General features: G+C 65.8%; 15 protein-coding genes, 1 pseudogene and 1 CRISPR repeat array. Of the genes and pseudogenes, 5 read left to right on the forward strand and 11 right to left on the reverse strand.

What is annotated here, in order from left to right; all coding sequences use genetic code 11:
* Genes NL1_RS14870 through cas2 form a run of 3 tightly spaced genes read left to right on the forward strand, consistent with a single transcriptional unit; the run spans position 1 to position 1,745 of the window.
* The gene (locus NL1_RS14870; RefSeq protein WP_067839633.1) at positions 1-498 is read left to right on the forward strand and encodes a CRISPR-associated protein Cas4; all 498 of its coding nucleotides are present in this window, start codon (positions 1-3) and stop codon (positions 496-498) included.
* Positions 499-1,479 carry a type I-B CRISPR-associated endonuclease Cas1b gene (cas1b, locus tag NL1_RS14875; protein WP_067839636.1) on the forward strand — a complete coding sequence of 327 codons (981 nt, stop codon included), beginning with the start codon at positions 499-501 and terminating at the stop codon, positions 1,477-1,479.
* A 2-nt stretch (positions 1,480-1,481) separates the two neighbouring features.
* The gene (gene cas2, locus NL1_RS14880) at positions 1,482-1,745 is read left to right on the forward strand and encodes a CRISPR-associated endonuclease Cas2 (protein WP_067839809.1); all 264 of its coding nucleotides are present in this window, start codon (positions 1,482-1,484) and stop codon (positions 1,743-1,745) included.
* Positions 1,746-1,859: 114 nt separating this feature from the next.
* Positions 1,860-3,279: a CRISPR direct-repeat array (repeat unit 30 nt; unit sequence GTCCTCATCGCCCCTGCGAGGGTTGGCAAC).
* 540 nt (positions 3,280-3,819) lie between these two features.
* On the opposite strand, the gene NL1_RS14885 is transcribed toward cas2, so the two are convergent.
* Genes NL1_RS14885 through NL1_RS14910 form a run of 6 tightly spaced genes read right to left on the reverse strand, consistent with a single transcriptional unit; the run spans position 3,820 to position 8,314 of the window.
* A complete protein-coding gene (locus tag NL1_RS14885) occupies positions 3,820-4,146 on the reverse strand; it encodes an LtfC-like domain-containing protein (protein WP_067839639.1) in 327 nt (108 codons plus the stop codon).
* 59 nt (positions 4,147-4,205) lie between these two features.
* Positions 4,206-5,135 carry an MBL fold metallo-hydrolase gene (locus tag NL1_RS14890; protein WP_084510601.1) on the reverse strand — a complete coding sequence of 310 codons (930 nt, stop codon included), beginning with the start codon at positions 5,133-5,135 and terminating at the stop codon, positions 4,206-4,208.
* A 57-nt stretch (positions 5,136-5,192) separates the two neighbouring features.
* The gene (locus tag NL1_RS14895; RefSeq protein ID WP_067839642.1) at positions 5,193-5,990 is read right to left on the reverse strand and encodes a hypothetical protein; all 798 of its coding nucleotides are present in this window, start codon (positions 5,988-5,990) and stop codon (positions 5,193-5,195) included.
* Positions 5,987-6,286 (reverse strand): hypothetical protein, encoded by a 300-nt coding sequence (locus NL1_RS14900; RefSeq protein WP_067839645.1) that lies wholly within the window; start codon positions 6,284-6,286, stop codon positions 5,987-5,989. Before NL1_RS14900 ends, NL1_RS14895 begins: the two co-directional genes overlap by 4 nt.
* Positions 6,283-7,689 (reverse strand): peptidoglycan DD-metalloendopeptidase family protein, encoded by a 1,407-nt coding sequence (locus NL1_RS14905; protein ID WP_084510602.1) that lies wholly within the window; start codon positions 7,687-7,689, stop codon positions 6,283-6,285. The genes NL1_RS14900 and NL1_RS14905 overlap by 4 nt, the downstream gene beginning before the upstream one ends.
* A gap of 31 nt (positions 7,690-7,720) precedes the next feature.
* Positions 7,721-8,314, reverse strand: coding sequence for a phage gene 29 protein family protein (locus tag NL1_RS14910; RefSeq protein ID WP_084510603.1), 594 nt, complete (start codon positions 8,312-8,314; stop codon positions 7,721-7,723).
* A gap of 178 nt (positions 8,315-8,492) precedes the next feature.
* On the opposite strand from NL1_RS14910, the gene NL1_RS36530 reads away from it, so the two are divergent.
* Both NL1_RS36530 and NL1_RS14920 read left to right on the forward strand, forming a co-directional pair.
* Positions 8,493-8,957 carry a DUF4279 domain-containing protein gene (locus NL1_RS36530; protein ID WP_084510604.1) on the forward strand — a complete coding sequence of 155 codons (465 nt, stop codon included), beginning with the start codon at positions 8,493-8,495 and terminating at the stop codon, positions 8,955-8,957.
* Between the two features lie 335 nt (positions 8,958-9,292).
* Positions 9,293-10,417, forward strand: coding sequence for a restriction endonuclease (locus NL1_RS14920; RefSeq protein WP_067839657.1), 1,125 nt, complete (start codon positions 9,293-9,295; stop codon positions 10,415-10,417).
* 63 nt (positions 10,418-10,480) lie between these two features.
* Here the strand turns inward: NL1_RS14920 and NL1_RS14925 are convergent, their stop codons facing one another.
* The 5 genes and pseudogenes from NL1_RS14925 to NL1_RS14945 form a co-directional block, all read right to left on the reverse strand.
* A complete protein-coding gene (locus NL1_RS14925; RefSeq protein ID WP_444980020.1) occupies positions 10,481-11,008 on the reverse strand; it encodes a Gp37-like protein in 528 nt (175 codons plus the stop codon).
* A 92-nt stretch (positions 11,009-11,100) separates the two neighbouring features.
* A pseudogene (locus NL1_RS14930) lies at positions 11,101-12,237 on the reverse strand (Gp37-like protein); the annotation flags it as partial.
* Positions 12,234-13,121, reverse strand: a complete 888-nt coding sequence (locus NL1_RS14935) for a hypothetical protein (protein ID WP_067839665.1) — start codon at positions 13,119-13,121, stop codon at positions 12,234-12,236. The gene NL1_RS14935 and the pseudogene NL1_RS14930, both read right to left, overlap by 4 nt.
* Before the next feature lie 35 nt (positions 13,122-13,156).
* Positions 13,157-16,804, reverse strand: a complete 3,648-nt coding sequence (locus NL1_RS14940) for a transglycosylase SLT domain-containing protein (protein WP_218024419.1) — start codon at positions 16,802-16,804, stop codon at positions 13,157-13,159.
* The gene (locus tag NL1_RS14945) at positions 16,743-17,186 is read right to left on the reverse strand and encodes a hypothetical protein (protein WP_067839671.1); all 444 of its coding nucleotides are present in this window, start codon (positions 17,184-17,186) and stop codon (positions 16,743-16,745) included. Before NL1_RS14945 ends, NL1_RS14940 begins: the two co-directional genes overlap by 62 nt.
* Positions 17,187-17,191: the final 5 nt, after the last annotated feature.

Below are 17,191 nucleotides of genomic sequence, written 5' to 3' on the forward strand. Positions count from 1 at the left end.
ATGCTCACCGCAGACGACATCGGCGGAGTCCACGTCAAATACCTGAGCGACTGCCCACGCCAACTTTGGCTCTACGGCCGCGGTGTCCGACCGGAATCACGCAGTGACCGCGTACAACTCGGTGAAGCCGTCCACGACACGAGCTACCGGCGAGAACACCCCGTCGATCTGGGTGCAGCGAAACTCGATCACTTCGACGGACAGCGCTGGGTCCATGAGGTCAAATCCTCCAACCACCCAACCGAAGCCGACCACGCCCAGGCCATGCACTACTGCTACCGACTACGCCATCTCGGAATCGACGTCGAGGGCGCGATACTCAAATATCCGAAGATCCGTCGCACCGTGCGGATTTCCTACACCGAGGCCGAAGGTGCCGCTGCGGCGGCGATGATCGCTTCCGCCCTCGACACCCTCACCGCAGACACTTCTCCACCTCGGCTGAGACGGCGCGACTGCTACGGCTGCAGCTACCTCGACTATTGCTGGACGGATTGAATGCCCGCTGCCACACGCACCTACTGGCTCACCACACCGTGTCGGATTCGCCGCAAAGATCAGTCGTTGGTCATCGAACGCGCCGACGGCACACCTGTCCACATTCCGATCACCGATGTCGCCGACATCGTCGCCTGCGAACCGGTGGATGTGAACACCGCGGTGATCAGCCTGCTCAACACCCACAACATCGACCTTCATTTGCTCGGACACTACGGCGACTACATCGGATCCCTGCTCACCGCAGAATCCAGCACCTCCGGCCAGACCGTCCTCGCACAAGCGATGCTGGCCACTGACGCGACAGCTGGCCTCGAGATTGCCAGACAGATCGTTCGTGCCACCGCGTTCAACGTCCGTCGCGTCGTGGATCGAGAGCTCCTCACACATCCGCTTCAGGTGCTGGAAGCCTCGGTGCGCCAGGCTGATACACGCGAACAATTGATGGGGGCGGAAGGTACGTTTCGGCGAAGCGCGTGGGAGGTCATCGACACTCACCTACCCGACTGGCTGCAACTTCGCGGTCGTAGCAGGCGCCCACCACGCAACGCAGGCAACACCTTCATCAGCTACGTCAACAGCATCGTCTATACCCGTGCCCTTACAGCGATACGACTCACCCCGCTGCACAGCGGCATAGCCTTTCTGCACAGCAGCATCCAACGGCAACGCCACTCACTCGCCTTGGACCTCGCCGAAGTCTTCAAACCATTATTCGCCGAACGACTTCTGCTGCGGCTGGCTCACCGAGGCCAACTCACACCACAGCATTTTGATCAAGGCGTCGACCATGCAACCTTGAGCGATGTCGGACGCAAATTCGTCGTCCAAAACGTCCGTGACGAACTCGGAACCACGATCCAACATCGCAGCCTCAAACGCAAAGTCGCCTACGAAGAGCTGCTATACCTCGAAGCACTCAAACTCACCCGCACATCGCTCGAACAAACCCCATATACGCCATTCCGGATCTGGTGGTGAGCATGTACGTGATCGTCGTCTACGACACCGCAGTCGAACGCAACCCTGTGATACTCCGAACCTGCCGCCGGTATCTCCACCATGTACAACGCAGCGTGTTCGAAGGAGCACTCAGCTCAGCGCAATACCGCCGCTTCCAAATTGCTATAGAAACAGCGATCGATCCCACCTACGACAGCGTCCTGGTCTACACCTTCCCGCCCGGAACCACACCCCACCGCGAATCCTGGGGAACCACCCAGCCCGCACCATCCACCATTCTCTGACACCAAGATCATTGCAGCGACACACCGAACACTCGAGCACTACCGACGGTCCACTGCAACTTAGGGTTCAAAGTAGATACCCAACGAAGCCGTGACCTGCAATTTTACTGTGGGGTCCTCATCGCCCCTGCGAGGGTTGGCAACAGGAACGCCACCTCTACACAGTCCTTGCCCCCACCGTCCTCATCGCCCCTGCGAGGGTTGGCAACAGGCGGCCGACGACGAGGCCACCGCCGCCGCCGCTGGTCCTCATCGCCCCTGCGAGGGTTGGCAACACGCCGACGGGCGACCGATCCTGAGCGCCGTCCTCGCGGTCCTCATCGCCCCTGCGAGGGTTGGCAACGGTCGGTGTGAACCCCGATCCGTACCTGTTCCTGTCCTCATCGCCCCTGCGAGGGTTGGCAACGCAGCGACTCGACGCGCACCGCGAACCATCCCTCAGGTCCTCATCGCCCCTGCGAGGGTTGGCAACGTCATCGCAACGACTCCACGGTGACGAAAGAGGTCCTGTCCTCATCGCCCCTGCGAGGGTTGGCAACGAGTCCATGCCGAGCCCCATACGCCTGATGTTCTCCTGTCCTCATCGCCCCTGCGAGGGTTGGCAACAGGGGAGGGGTAACCAGTGGCAGGCAACACAGTCCGGCGTCCTCATCGCCGCTGCGAGGGTTGGCAACCCGTCCTTCCACTCCTGGGTGGTCTTGTCGTAGACGTCCTCATCGCCCCTGCGAGGGTTGGCAACGCGAGCGCAAGCAAGAGGACCCGATCCTCAAGGCGGTCCTCATCGCCCCTGCGAGGGTTGGCAACATGGTAGGGGCGCCGGCCACGGTCGCGGTTGTGATGTCCTCATCGCCCCTGCGAGGGTTGGCAACACACCGAGGCACTCCGCAAGGATGCTCGGGTCCTTGAGCCTCATCGCCCCTGCGAGGGTTGGCAACACGGCGACCAGGCCGACCAGCTTGGCGCGGGTGGGGTCCTCATCGCCCCTGCGAGGGTTGGCAACAGGGTGGGGCGCATCCTGGAGAGGAGGCCCCCGGTGTCCTCATCGCCCCTGCGAGGGTTGGCAACATGGTCTGCTGTTCGCCGATGCCGTCGACGGGGGCGGTCCTCATCGCCCCTGCGAGGGTTGGCAACACGATCTCGGCGAACGCTTCCGCGATGTGCGGATGGGGGTCATCATCGCCCCTGCGAGGGTTGGCAACATTGCCCGCTGGAGCGCCGCTGTGTCGAAGCGTCCGGTCCTCATCGCCCCTGCGAGGGTTGGCAACGCGATCCGGTGGTCGGTGATGCGGACCCAGCCGTCGGCGGTCCTTATCGCCCCTGCGAGGGCTGGCAACATGTGAGCTGGGATGTCCTTCTCCAGACGCGCCGCAAGTCCTCATCGCCCCTGTGAGGGTTGGCAACTGGCCGAACAGGCCCGCGCCGACGCTCGCGCGCCGCAAGTCCTCATCGCCCCTGCGAGGGTTGGCAACCCGATCCGGCTGTGCGTCCCGGTCTGACGGTGATCGTCCTCATCGCCCCTGCGAGGGTTGACAACTGGTGTGCGTTCCGCTGGGGCACTGCCACATGGTGGTCCTCATCGCCCTGCGAGGTTTGGCAAGGCTGACCGACGGCCGCCTCGCGTCGCACACAGCTTGTCCTCATCGAGGCGGCCGAGGCTGATTCTGCCTGCTGGTCGCTCGGCTGGGCGGGCATCGGTGCCGAACAAACCGGGGTGCGGGTGGCTGTTACTGCCGCGACTGGTTGCCGCGGGGCGCTAGCTCGCGGGGGTCGGCGCTCGTGGTCGGGGTAAGTCATGTGCACCTCGTCGTCGGTACTGGCTGAACGCTTTGAGTGAGTGAACAGGTTGAGTGCGCTTTCTCAGCCGCCAACTGATCGGTGGGGGCAGTCGAGAAATATTTGTCACCAGTCGGTGGAACCGCAGGGCTGCTGGTTGCGTCGTTGTAGTCATGACAGATGCGTCGGCAGAGTCGGATTTCGATCAGCAGCCCTATTTCGGACCCGATGGTGAGTCGACCGGAGCGTGGTTACACGGGTTGTGGCTCGCCGAAGCGAGCGAAGCGCCCAGGCGGCACCGTCACTGTTCCCTGACGACAGGTCCGCGGAACCAGCAGTACGGGAGACCCGGGCCCGGGTAGTTGATGTACAGGTTGTACTGGGCGCGTGTTCGGTTTCCGATGGCGTCGGTGTGATGGGGTTCGATGAGGTATTCCACAGCCAGTGAGGTGATGCTGGTAGCCCGCCAGGTATTGACGAGTTCGTCGTCGCTGTCGTAGATGTCAATCCAAGAGGTCGTGCCGTCTGGGAGCGGGGTGTCGGTGACCTCGAAGCGTTGGGTGAACGCGGCACCGCGTGTAAGGACGAGTATGTACTTGTTGGGGCGGTATCCGAGGTAGTCGACCATCGCGTTCCGTTGAGATTGTGGGCTGAGCACACGTCGGTGGCGCCCAACCCGCGGGCAGATCAGTCGTAGGGAACCCAGGTGGTTCGGCCGGTGTTGTTGCGCTGGACGTGGCCGAAGGGGACGTCGGCGAAGTGGACGCCGAAAGCGAGGTCGCCGGTGTCGGCGAGCTGGTTGATCAGCTGGGTGCGGTGGTGTGCGGCTTCGGCGGGGGCGTAGTCGGAGGCGGAGGGCCATTCGGGGTGGCGGACTTGGACGGGGGTGTGGAGTGCGTCGCCGAGCACGATCATGCGTTGGCGGCAGGAGCTGATGGTGAAGGTCATGTGGCCGGTGGAGTGGCCGGGCACGATCGTTGCGCGGACGCCGGGAAAGATGGTGGCTCCGTGAGTGATCAGGCGGGTGTCGGCGATGGTGTCCAGAATCGGTGAGGTCAGTACGCCCGCCTTCGCCCACGCGGGGAAGGTGTCCACCATCGCGGGAGTCAGCGAGCGCCACCAGTTCCACTCGTACTCTCCGATGTAGTGGCGGACGCCGTGGAACGGTGACCTATCGCCGCCGGGCGCCGGGTGCAGCGCCCAGCCGATGTGGTCGAAATGCAGGTGAGTGATCGCGACCGCCTCGATGCCTCGGAGTCCGTCGACGCCGGCGAGGTTGTCGAGCAGCTGTCCGCCGCGCATCGCACCGATCATCGGGTTGGCCGGGTTATCGGGGAGATCGATGGGGCCGACTCCGGCGTCGATGAGCAGAGCGCGGCGTCCGCGCTGGACCAGCAGCGCACCGATGCCGGCGACGAGGTTGCCGTGGTCGTCGAGGTGGTCGCGGTAGGGTGCCCAGTCGGCGTCGGTGGTGTCCGGTAGCCAGCCGCGGGGTTTGAGGGCGACCTGGCCGTCGGGGATGTAGGTGATGCGCAGGCGGCCGAGTCGGATGGTGCGCATGCGCGCCGGACGGCGCAGCCGGTCGTCGGCGCTCCATGATGTGGCGGGTTCGGTCATGACGTTGTGTCCTTTCGAATTTCGCGCGAGAGTGCGTTCAGCGGGGGCTCCGGTGGGTCAGCCGAGGAGGAACCAGGGCCACCAGTGGTTGGTGCCGACGTGGTCGCTGCGGAGGTATGGGGGTGGTGTGGGGTAGCCGGGGCCGTTGCCGCCGCCGTCGAGGCCGCGGCTCCAGTAGTAGGGTTGGCGGGGTTGGGTGCCGCCGGGTTGGTTGATGACCCAGCGGGGCACGGTGGCGAGTTTGTAGCCGATGCCGAAGTAGTTCGACAGGAACCCGACCCCGTGGATCTGGCCTTGGTGGGCCTGGATGGGTGGGATGTCGAACCGGTATTGGGTGGAGGCGTTGGTGAGCACGGTGTGGATGTCGCCGCTGTCCCAATACAGGCTCAGGTCGCCGGTGGTTTCGTCGAATCGGTAGACCGTGACGTAGGCGTTGGTGATGCGCGACCATCCGGCGGGGCCGATGATGAGTCCGACTTGCCGGTATTCGCGGTCGCGCAGGGTGCGGATCATGCCGATTTCGATGGCGCCGGTGGCGGGCCCGTAGAACGGCGGCTGAGAGAGGTTTCCGTTGCCGTCGGGGGTGCGGGCGAGCAGAGCGAGGGGGAAGGTGGTGTCGTCGGTGGCGGTGAGGTTGACCCACAGCGGGATGTCGGTGGGCATCTCGGTGTAGGTGGGGCGTTGTTGGATGGGTTGGCGTACTTCGCGTTTGTGAATGTTCTGGGCGCCGGTGTAGGCGCCGATGACCCCGGAGCGGATGGCGGCTTTGGCATCCTCAGGTGACTGCTGTTGGTATCGGCGGAACGCGCCGAGGTTCCAGGACCCGTCCGGGATCGGCTTATCGGGGGTGGTCACAGCTCGGGTTGGAGCCAGTCCGGGATCACAGGCGGTGCAGGCGGTTTCGCTGCTGGTGCGTGCTGGGTGAGCAGCACGGTGAGTTCGTCACCGTGCTGCAGGAGCTGGCGGATGAGGCGCACCAGGGTGCGGAATCGTTCGATGTCGGTGCGGTCCTGGCTTTCCAGTTCGGTGACACGGGTGCGGAGTTGGCGGACCTGTCCGGCCTGGTGGGCCGTGAATGCGCCGATCACCGTGGCCAGCGCTACCCCGAACGCCTGCACCACCTCGGCGGTGAGCCATCCCACCGCGATCACTGGCCTTCCGGCTTACGGTGCCGACCGACGTAGGGGTCGGTGACCAGGTGTTCCAGGATCACCTGGATCTTGTCTTGCACCTGGGCCAGCGTCTCGGTGACGGCGTCGATCTTGCCGTGTGCCGAGGCGACGGAATCCACCACCGACTTGTCCTCGAGCTGCGGCCAGCCGGTCGGGTCGAGGGTGGGGCCGGGCTGGTGGCGGGAGTCGGGTCCGGCGAGCTGGTCGACCACCCAGGAGGCGTGCATGTCGATCGAGGCCAGTAGGTCGGCGACGGTAACGGGGTTGCCGTCTTTGTTGATGACGATGTCGGTGAGCTGCATATCAGGTTCCTTTCTGAACAGGCGGGCGAGCTGGTCTCGCCCGCCGCGCACGGCATTGACGTCGATGAGCTGGCCGCCGATCGCCGCAGTGGAGGAGAACTGGAGGATGTCGATGTGCTTGCCGCCCATCGCCTCCCAGCCGGAATGGTCATCCCCGGGATAGAGCAGGTGGGCGGGGCCGGTGCCGGTGACGTAGTGGCTGTTCCAGATCCCGACAGGCAGCCCGGACAGGTCGGGTGCGCCCATGTGCTCGCGCCAATACCAGCGCGGCAGATACACCGGCAACAGCGCGAACCCGCGGGCGCGCACGGCGTCGGCGCGGGCGAGCAGATCGGCGAGGCTGGGTGTGCCGTGGTCGTCTTCGTAGTCGAGCTGAATCGGCACGCTGGTGTCGCCGATGTAGTCCAGGGCAGCGTCGGCCTCAGTGTCGGGGTGGGTGTCGAGGCGGCAGTAGATGTAGCCACCCCAATACTCGAAGTGGGCGGCCATCTGCTCGCGAGCGCGGGGCCAGAACGGATCACGCCAGGTGCCTTCGACCACCTTGTGGGTGGCAAAAGCAATGCCTTCGGCGGCCGCGCACGCAAAGTCGAAGGCGTCCTGGTTGTTGCTGACATCGATACCGAACACCGTCATCGGCGCTCCTTCCGGTGATGGGTAGGCCGCGCCCGCCAGCAGCGGCAACGGGTCGAGGACCTCGGGTCCCGGTGGGCTGAGCACGTGGCGGTGCCACTCCAGATGCAGATGCGGCGCGACACCGCCGTTGAAGGCTCGATCGGGTTCGATGACCGCGACTTGCTGTCCGGCCTGAACCCGTTGCCCCACAACGGCTTGTGGGCGGACGTGGCCGTAGACGGTGGTGCCCCCACCGTCGGCGTCGGGGTGGTCGATCACCACCCATTGCCCGAACCCGCGGGCCGGACCGGCGCGCACGACGGTGCCGCCCTGGCAGGCGTAGACAGGTAGCCCGGCTGAGCCGCCAGGCCAGCCGATATCGACACCGAAATGGAAGCGGCCCTCACGCGGCCCGAACGGTGAGGTGATCACATGGCCGCCTTGCAGCGGCCAAAAGCGTGCAGACATACGAAACCCCCTGGAGTGGAGTGATTTTGGTTCAGACGTTCTGATAGCGCGACAGGATCGCCGGGCGGGCTTTGCCGAGGTGGCGTTCGATGGCCAGCACGCGTTCGCGTTCCTCGGCGTCGGCACGGCGCAGGTAAGTCAGGACGGCTTTGACGCTGCGGCGGGTCGGATCGAACAGCGGTGGTGGGTCGTTGGATGCCGTCGCCTCGGTGGAGACCGCGGTGGTGACCGGCAGCATCGGCGTTGGCGGTTCATCGGGGACGGTGCCGGTCAGCCCGAGCGCGGCCGCCAGCTGCTGACGTTGCCGCAGCGGGAGTTCGGCGACGAACTGGCGGATATCGAAGACCTCTTCGGGGTCGGGGTCATCGATGTCGGCCCAGGTGCCGGGCGAGACCAGCCAGTGCGGGTCACCGGCACGCGGCGGCCGATACTTGATCACCGGGTCTGCGACCGGGCGTGCACCGCAGTCCCACAACCGGCGAGAGACCGCCCGCAGGTGCTGGATCGGCAGCAGCAGCGGCGCACCCTTCGACCCGGGGAGCCCGACCAGCATCCATAGGAAGGCTTCTTCGGGGTCGCTGGGGTCACAGTTCTCACGGGTGGGGAACTGCCCGTCAGATGACATCGGTAGATCACCTGACCTCGGGTTGTGCGGAACAGTTATCCCCAGCGCTTATGCCGAACTCGTCGGACTACGGTGTGGTTTCGACTTCGAAGGCCGAAGAAGTCGGCGCGCGGGGCCTCCGACCTGCGGAGAGGTAACCGAGTCGTGTGCCCGTCGAGTGTGTGGTGGGATCGGGCGGGTGAAGATCCGCCAGTACTGCTATTTCTCGGTCAAGAGCGTGTCGCTGTCCGCGGCGGATGTAACCACGCGGCTAGGGATGGAGCCCGACAAGGTGCTCGTCATGGGAAGCCGCTCGCCCGAACGGGTTCTTCCGCGCTTTCATGCCTGGAAGATCCTCCGCCGCAGCGATGAGAGCGTCGATGACCAGATTCAGCATCTGGTGAATCGGCTGGAACCGGTTCGTGGCGCACTGGTCTCTCTTTGCGCCGACGACAATGTCAGCCCAGTGATACAGGTCGTGCGTCATTTCGGTGATCCAGATGGCGTCCAAGGCGCGCCCGGTGGCACTGCATTGGATCAGGCTCAGCATTGGCCTCGACCGCTGGGATGGCATCTGTCGCTGTCGGTGCTGGACTTCATGGTGTCGACGCGAACCGAGCTCGACGTCGACGAATACGACTCAACCGATGATTTGGATCGATAGCTTGACAGCCAGCGGCGATAGTCGTTCAGAGGTTCACGCTAGCTGGACGGGTCGCGAAGCCGTTTGGCTACGCTGGTGAATTCCGAGGTAGTTCATCGGCGAACCGTGGCGTCGGTTGAGGGCTCTGTGATCGATTGATATCGGCGAAATATGACGTCGTGGACCGGTGTGTCCCATCAGCTCGGCGTGGCTGTTGAACGTACTGAAATACCGATTACCGTGCGTCATCCTGATGCTTCCGGCCTGCGAGCGGTGCGATCGTGCTGCTGGTCCGCCAGCCCCGCCGATCGTCGCGAACTACCATCGGTACGTTCGGATTCAGGGAGGGAGTTTCGGTGATTGGTCGCGAAGCGTTGCGTGGAATCGTTCTCGAAGAGGTGCTGGCGCGGCTACTACAGGACAACGGTTACAAGCTCCTCGTGTCCGAGCATCAGGATCCCGATGCGCTCAAGCAGGCCAAGCACGGATTGCTCGTACGTGGGCGCGGCGGCGAGCATCAAGCCGACGTCATCGGCGAGCTCGACCTACCTGTGCCGTTCTCCCTTCCACTGCGACTGTTCGTCGAAGCAAAGTTCACCAACAAGAAGGTCGGAATAGCGGTGGTGCGCAACGCCCACGGCACCATCCACGACGTCAACGAGCAGTACTCGCCCTTCTCCTCGGGCGTGCACTCGGTGCCGATCAGGCGGTACCAGTACCGCTACACCTTGTTCTCGGCCAGCGGGTTCGCTCCAGAGGCGCAGCGATACGCGCTGGCCCAACAGATCTCGCTCGTCGACTTGTCGGGCTCTGGCTTCGCAGAGCTTCGCGCGCTAGTCAGCGATATCGCTGACACCACACGCGATCTCGCGATTACGCACCAGATCAACCGCTTCCCTGTTGGGCAAGTGCGCGCAGCCCTCCGGGGCGCATTGGGCACATGGACCGGAGGATTCGAGACACCCGCTGAGAACGACGAGACAGACGCACAGGACGAGTGGATCCCGGACAAGGAGGTATCGCCCTATATGACGGTGGGTCGCATGCCTGGCAATCGAAGTTCGCAGGTGCTTCCACACGCCCGGCTCATGACGATCGTGGCTGACATGCACAGCGAACGGCTCGGTGACTTGATCGTCGGGTTTCCCTCCGCGCCCTTCATTCTGGTTCTGAGGATCGAGTCCAGGGCAGACTTCAGGACCTATCTCGACCGGTACCCCGGCTCGGAGATCCCCGTGCACATCGAGTTCGCTCATCGTGGAAAACACGACGGCGACTGGGTCATCGTCCCCACTCATGGTTCGCCGCAGTTCCGCTTGATTTTCGCGCTGCCGGAACTGCTCGCTGACTGGCTGCTCAACAGCGACGGCCCCGCAGCACCGCGGGTGCGCGACATCAAGCGAGGCATGTTGTCCTCGATCGTCGTCTTCCAAGGCAACCGACTCCTGCGCCTGCTGTACCAGCCGCACCGCCGCCGGTGAGTCCGACACGTCGGCGGACAAGGCGCAGCTACGAGTGTGCATCCTGCGGATTCGCGGACGCTGTCAGGCCAGTACTCCGAGCTCGTGTACGCCGGAGACGAGGTCGGTAACCATGTCCAGGGTGCGTTGGCCGCGGTCTTTGTTGCTGGTCGGATCCCCGATGACCGGCCGCCATTCGGGGAACATCTCGCGGTCCCAGGCGAGGGTGAGTTCGCGGACGCGGTCGATGCGGATGGTGTAGGTGTCATCGCCTGGTGCGGTGGCGCCGATGCGGTCGCCGAGGAACCAGTGCCCGTCTTCTCCGATGACGTAGGGTGCGCCGTCGCGGACGGTGATCTCGTGCGAGAACCAGGAGCGGGTGTCGTGGAAGCCCTTGCGCAGGGCCATCATCGCGGCGATCGTGTAGGCGCGGCCGGGTGAGTCGGCCATGTATTCGAAGAACCGCGACCATCCCGAGTTGTGTTCTCGCGCTCGCGATTTGACCGCGTGCCAGGCGAGCAGCGTCCCCTGGTACAGGGGGCGGAGCAAACTGTCGGTTGCGCCGCCCACTGGCGGGAGCACCAATGCGGCCGCCAGGAGATCGCCGGCCATCTGGATCCCGGCTGAGAGACCTTCGTCGGCAGGTTCGGGTTGTGGGTGCCCCACCCCCTGTTGCGGGGTGGGGCACCCACGACCCCCGGCATCGAGGACCCTCCGGTCACGACTTGCACTGCGGTGGAGGCGGTCTCGGTGAACTTGGAGGTCTCGATCCCGGCGTCCGGGGCGTCGAAATACACCACGAATGGTGTCGTGACGTGGGTACGACGGTTACCGCGTTCCAGGTAGTCGGCGGGGGTGACCGGGTCGATGATGGCTTCTTCGACGCTGTCGATGAAGTCCTCGGAGAACCGGGCCACGGTGCGCACCAGTCCGTCGAAGGGGTTGCCGCCTCCGGAGGTTTCGCTGTAGTAGCCCGAGGAGTTCACGAGGTCGATGACCAGTGTCCCGTGCCGCAGCCTGGGTGCGCCGGGCCACGGTGGTGGGTCGCCTTCGAGCCAGCGACGGCAGCGCACCGACAGTTCCGCGTCGGCGAGGATGTCGCGGGCCATGTCGTACCAGTATTTGAACCGCGAATGCGGTGTAGCCCAGAGTGTTCCGGCGGCGAGGTCTTCGGCGAAGCTGGTCGGGGCGACGACCACCGACCACTGCGACATGTCCAGGCCGAGTGCGGCGAGCCAGGACGCGGGGTCGAGCGGGTCGTCGGGCAGCTGCCAGCCGTGCTGCTGGGTTTGCTCGCGCAGCACGTTCAGGAACAGCGGCAGCTTGAGTGCCCAGCGGGCTGGTCCGGGGACTGGGCCGAAGGTCCTGGGTATCTGAACTGAGGCGTCGAAGAAGGGGTTTGACCAGATCAGATACGACTTGCAGTGCTGGAAGTCGTCGACGAACCGCAGCGTCAGGACCTGGGTGCCGTCGGCGCGGCGTTCGATCGAGTGGTCGTGTAGCCGTCCGGACCAGCGGGAGCCGGGTGCTTTGTCGCAGGTGATGTGGATGTTGCGGCCTTCACCGGCCTCGACGCGGGCGCGGGTGCGCCACACCCACTTCGCCAGTGGATCGTCGAGGGGGATTTCGACCAGGGCGGTGCCGGTGTCGTTGTCGATCCAGGTGAACTCGGCGCGGTATTCCGAGCAGACGAGCCCGGCGAGTCGCCAGTGTCCGTCCCACAAACGGACGAGTGGTTCAGCGCGGCGGTCGAGGTCGTCGGCTTGATCGGCGGCGAGAGTGGCTTGCCATATGGCCTCGCTCTGCTCGGCCAGCGACAAGCTGTCCAGGTTGACGCTCATCGCAGCCCCCAGGCGCGGCTCCACAACCGTGGTTGCCGCAGTTCGGCGCGGGCACCACCGGCAGGGGCGTCGGTGACGCTGATCGGCAACAGGGTCGGCGGGGTTCGGGGCGGGATGCGGTGCATGAAATGCAGCCCGCCGAGTCGACCGATGAGGTTGGTGCCGTTGAGGTCCCGGACGTAGAGGCGGGCGGGGTCGAGGTCGATGCGGGCACCGCCTTCCCGGTCGCCGAGCATCGGCATCTCGATCATGCGGGTGCCGTACCGGCCTCCAGGGGTTCGCCGATACTTCTTCCCGATCCACGACACATCGGGGACACGCCACTTCCCGCGGGTGAGCAGCCACTTCTGAGCCATTTCGAGGTCGGTGGGGTTGGAGACCTCGATGAACCCCTCACTCGATCCCGCCCCGGTTTCCCAGGAGGTGACCTTCATGGGTTCTTCCCACATCGGCTGCGCGGCCGTGACCGCCATTGGCACAACCGATTTGCGCAGTAGGTGGGGGTCGCGTTCGGACTCGAACTCGATGCTTTTGTCGAGTGCGAGCCACAGCCAGCGGGTGGAGCGTTCGGTGCTGATCTGCAATTTCGTCAACGTGGCGTCGGGGTCCCAGGCGTCGAGTTCGTAGTCCCAGGCGTTGCGCCACGCCGAGTCCCGCTGCTCCCATTCCTCGGGGTCGGCGCCGTGGATGTTGACCGCGAAGGTGATGTCCCGCTTGAGATACCGTTTGCCCTGGTAGGTCGCGCCGCGCTGGTAGACCGAGGACTTGTAGCTGGTCGTGACCGGGGCGTCTCCGATCCCCTTCGGGCTCGTCGCCAACGTGATCACGTCCCGATCGGCGTCGGGGCCGTTGATGATCCAGTGCGAGTCATCGACGCCGAACACTTCGACAGCAACGGAATCTGGGTGTACCAGCAGCGTTATCGCCTCCTGGCGGTGTATTGCAGAGCCCGCAGATCAGCGATCTGCTGTGCACGGCGGTAGCCCTCGTCGATGTCACGGGTCTGCACGGTGATGTGGGTGGAGTTGTCGACGTTCGACACCGGTCCCGCCGTGGGAGTGGGTGTCGGCGCGGGTGGCGGAGCGACCTGGCTCATCAGCGACTGGTAGTCGGCGGCCCCGGCCGCGCGAGCGGCGCGGGTGGCTTCGAACACTTCGTAGGAGCGCCGGTAGTCGTCGAGTGCTCGCGCGCGGTCGGAAGTGAGCAGGTCCGGGGCGCCGACGACCGACAGCGCGTCATCGAGCTGACCACCCAGGAACTCTTCGCCCGCAGTGGTGAACCGGTCGACAGCGTTGGCGCTCAGGGTTTCCCAGGTGTCCAGACCCAGCCCGGTGCGGGCCGGGTCGGAGAGTCCGCCCTGGGTTTGGCCGGGGACCGGTAGAGCGAGGGAGTCGATCAGTTCCCGGAACCAGCGCCATTCCTCGTTGGTGAGGACCGCTTCGGGCTCGCCGGAGGTGTTCCAGCCGAGCGTGCCCGGCTCCCACACTCCCCCGTTGTCGTAGCCGTGCCCGTGCCCCCACTGCTCGGACAGGTCCATGCCGTAGCGGGCTTTGTAATACCTGAGTGCGGCGACCATGTTGGCGAAAGGGTCACGCCGGTCGTTAGGCAGGCTCGGATCGCGGTAGGCGGCAAAGGTTCCCGGAATGATCTGCAACAACCCGACACCCGCCGCCTCGCCGGTGCCGTTGATGTCGACGATCTGCTGGGCGATGCCAGGATTACCGCCGGACTCGGATTGAATCTGGGAGAGCATGATGTCGACCTGGGCCGGGTCGAAGCCCTCTCGTTTGAGCGCTTCGAGCGCCAGCGTCCGCCACCGCTGCACCGCCTCCCCTGGCGGCAGCCCCGGAGTAGTCGAGCCACCCGCCGACGCGGCGTGCCCGCCAATCAGCTGAGCGGCGGACTCGCTGACTTGGCGCAGCAGCGCGGCGGGGACTTGCCCGATACCGCCGCCGAAGTCCGGGATCGCGTCGGCCAGCGCTTGCACTGGGGTGAGGAACAGCTCGGCGATGCGGTCGCGCAGGCTGCTGGTGACGCGGTCGAAGCGGTCGGCCGCCCAGTCGGTGACCGACCCGAACAGCCCGCCACCATCGCGGAATCGGGGAAGGTGCCCGGCGAGGGCGGCGCGGCGCAGGTGCAGCATTTCGGTGTGTCCGCCGACGGCGTCGACTTCGGCGCCAGTCCAGACATGCTCATCCCGCGACAGCAGCGCGGGCACCGAATCCGAGATTCGCGAGCCGGGGCCGGTGATCTGGCCTTCGACGGCGGGGCCGCCGGTGGCGCGGCGGGCGACCGGGATCAGCGGCACGTCACCGGCCCATTCGGGCAGGACCGGTAGGACGATGCGGATGGCGTTCCACGCGCCGCGGAAGCCGCCGTTGACGACGTGCTCGATCACCCAGTTGATCGGTGCGGCCATCCGGTCACGCAGCCCGTCCCAGGCGTCGCCGATGCCGGAGACAATGCCCGACACCCGTTCCCGCAGCGCATCCAGCGAGTCCCCGAAATTGCTCAGATCCAGCACTCCGCCGAGCAAAGCGTCAGGGAGCCGATCGGCCAACCATTCCCGGATCCACCCGAACGCCTCGACCACCAGGCCGATCGTGTCGATCAACGTGAACAGCGCGCCCTGAAAGATGTTCAGGCTGGTCACATCTCGCAGCCAGTCCAGAAACTCATACAGCTTTTCGGCGGCGCGCCCAATCCCCACCGCCAGGTTGGCGAGGTTGGTGACGGTGGTGCGGATGTCTTCCCAGAACGACCGCATCGTTTGGCGGCCTTCGGGTGAGTTCAGCCAGGCCGAGAACCGGTCCAGGTTGGCGACCATCGAATCGATCATCGACTCGCCCGACGGTTCGGCGGTGTCGAGCAGACCCCCGAGCGCGGAACCGATGGAGGTGACCAGGTCCCACACCCGGCCGAGTGCGTCGATGGACTCGCGCAGGAAGTCGCGGAACCGGTTCTGCCCATCTGCGCTTTCGGCCCAGGCCCGGAAGTCGGCCATGGATTCGGCGAAGCCGCGGGCGGCGCCGGGCAGGAACTCCGAGCCGACACCAGCCAGCGACAACAAGCCTTGGAGGAGGTCGTTGACACCGGCGAGCAGCGGGCCGATCGCGGCCTGGGCGTTGGTGAAGATCTTCTCCAACGTGGCCCCAGTCGCTGGGGACGCCAGATCGGCCAGGATGTCGCGCACCCCGGCGTTGATCACTGCGGCGATGCCCGCCAGGCCCTCGCGGACGCGGCCGAGCTGGGCATCGGCCAGGCCGACGACGGAGTCGGCGAGGCCGGTGAACAATGGTTCTTGGACCGCCATCCGGAAGCTGGTCCACTGCCCGCCGAGCCCGCGGATGGTGGTGACGAACTCCTGCGCCGACGGCGACAGTCGCGACATCGCCCGGTTGAATGCTTCGACCGCTGGGGAGGCTTGGGTGGCGGCCGCGGCTACGGCGGCTCGCGCGTCGGCGAGCCCTTGTTCGGCGTCGGCGAGGCGTTCGCGGGCGGCGACGACCTCGTCGCTGTCCTCGATCCCTTTGGCTTGGGCGTCGGCGGCTTGTTCGTCGATGTCGGCGCGGCGGGCGCGGGCCTCGAGCAGCGCTTGTTCGGCGGCGGCGATGCGCTGGTTAGCGCGCACGTACTCGAGCGGATCGGTGGATTGCAGCTGTGCGAGGTCGCGGCGAGCCTCGGCGATCGACAGCAGCGCATCGCCTTCGTTCAACGCCGCACCACGGGCTTGCAGCTCGAGGTCACGCAGCCGGCGGGCCGCGTCGGCGTAGGCGGTGTTGAGATCGGTGCGGGCGCGCTCGACACCGCGGGTGGCCTGCTGCTCGCCACGCTGAGCTGCGGCGACCGCGCGGGCTTGGCTGGCGGCGTCGCGGCCCGCGGATTCCGACATCTGCCGTGCCGCGGTGAACGCCGCGCTGACCCCGGAGACACCGACGGCGATCGCCGCGATCCCGGAGGCCGCGGCCGCTGCGGCCGCGGGCAGCAAGGCGAGGGTGCCTGCGGCTTGGGCGGCGACAGCGACGAGCGGGAACAGCGATCCGACGATCAACGCCAGCACCGCGACTTTGAGCGCGGTGACCGCCGCCGACGCCAAACTCATGGCGAGGTTGAATTGGCCGAGACCGGATCCTGTGGGGCCGAGCTGGTTTCGGAGTTGGGCCAGCAGGGCCAGTAGCAGCATCAGCTGGGCGTGGTCGAAGGTGATGCGGATGTTGATCGACAGGTTCCGAAACGGAGCGAGCGCGGTGTGCAGGCGTGTGGCGAAGCCGGTCATGTCCGGGATCACCCGCACACCGATGCTCGGTTCCCGTCGCCACGACAAACGCGTGCGCAGCAGCTCGCTGAACTCGCTGAGATCGGGAACGACCCTCAACCCGTAAGTGATTTGTACGCGCTGGAGCTGGATGCGGATCTGGTTGACGAAGTTGCGGGCCAGCTCAGGGAAGACAGTGAGCCGAGCAGAGCCCGCGGAATACGCTTGCGCCACCGGCTCACCCGCCTGTCTAGGTCTGCACCCCCAGGCGTGCGAGGACGTCGAGGACCTGGTCGCGGTCAGCGCGGGCACGCGCTTGGGCTTCAGCGGTCATCGGTCGTGGCTCCGGCGGCAACGGCGCGGCCGGGCGCTCGGCGAACACCGAGGCGACCACGCGAATGAGTTCCTTGGTGACGTCGATGTGCCGCAACGCCAGCAGCGCGGGAAGGTCATAGTGCAGCGGTGAAAGAGGCTGCGGCTCAACGGCTTCGCTGTCGTCCTGTCGGGCGCGTAGTTCGCCGAGTTCGGGGTCCATCAGCAGCGCGGCCTGGTAGTGCGACCACATCGGCAATCGCCGCAACAGGCGGAGCAACTGCGACCACGGGCGCTCGCCGCGCATGTAGTCGAGCAGGTCCCAGCCGCGGGTGAACAGGTCGGCCTCGATCTCCTCACCGCGCTCGTCGATGAGGAGCACGAGGC

Source organism: Nocardia lijiangensis NBRC 108240 (genome assembly GCF_001613045.1).
GTDB classification, from domain to species: Bacteria; Actinomycetota; Actinomycetes; order Mycobacteriales; family Mycobacteriaceae; genus Nocardia; species Nocardia lijiangensis.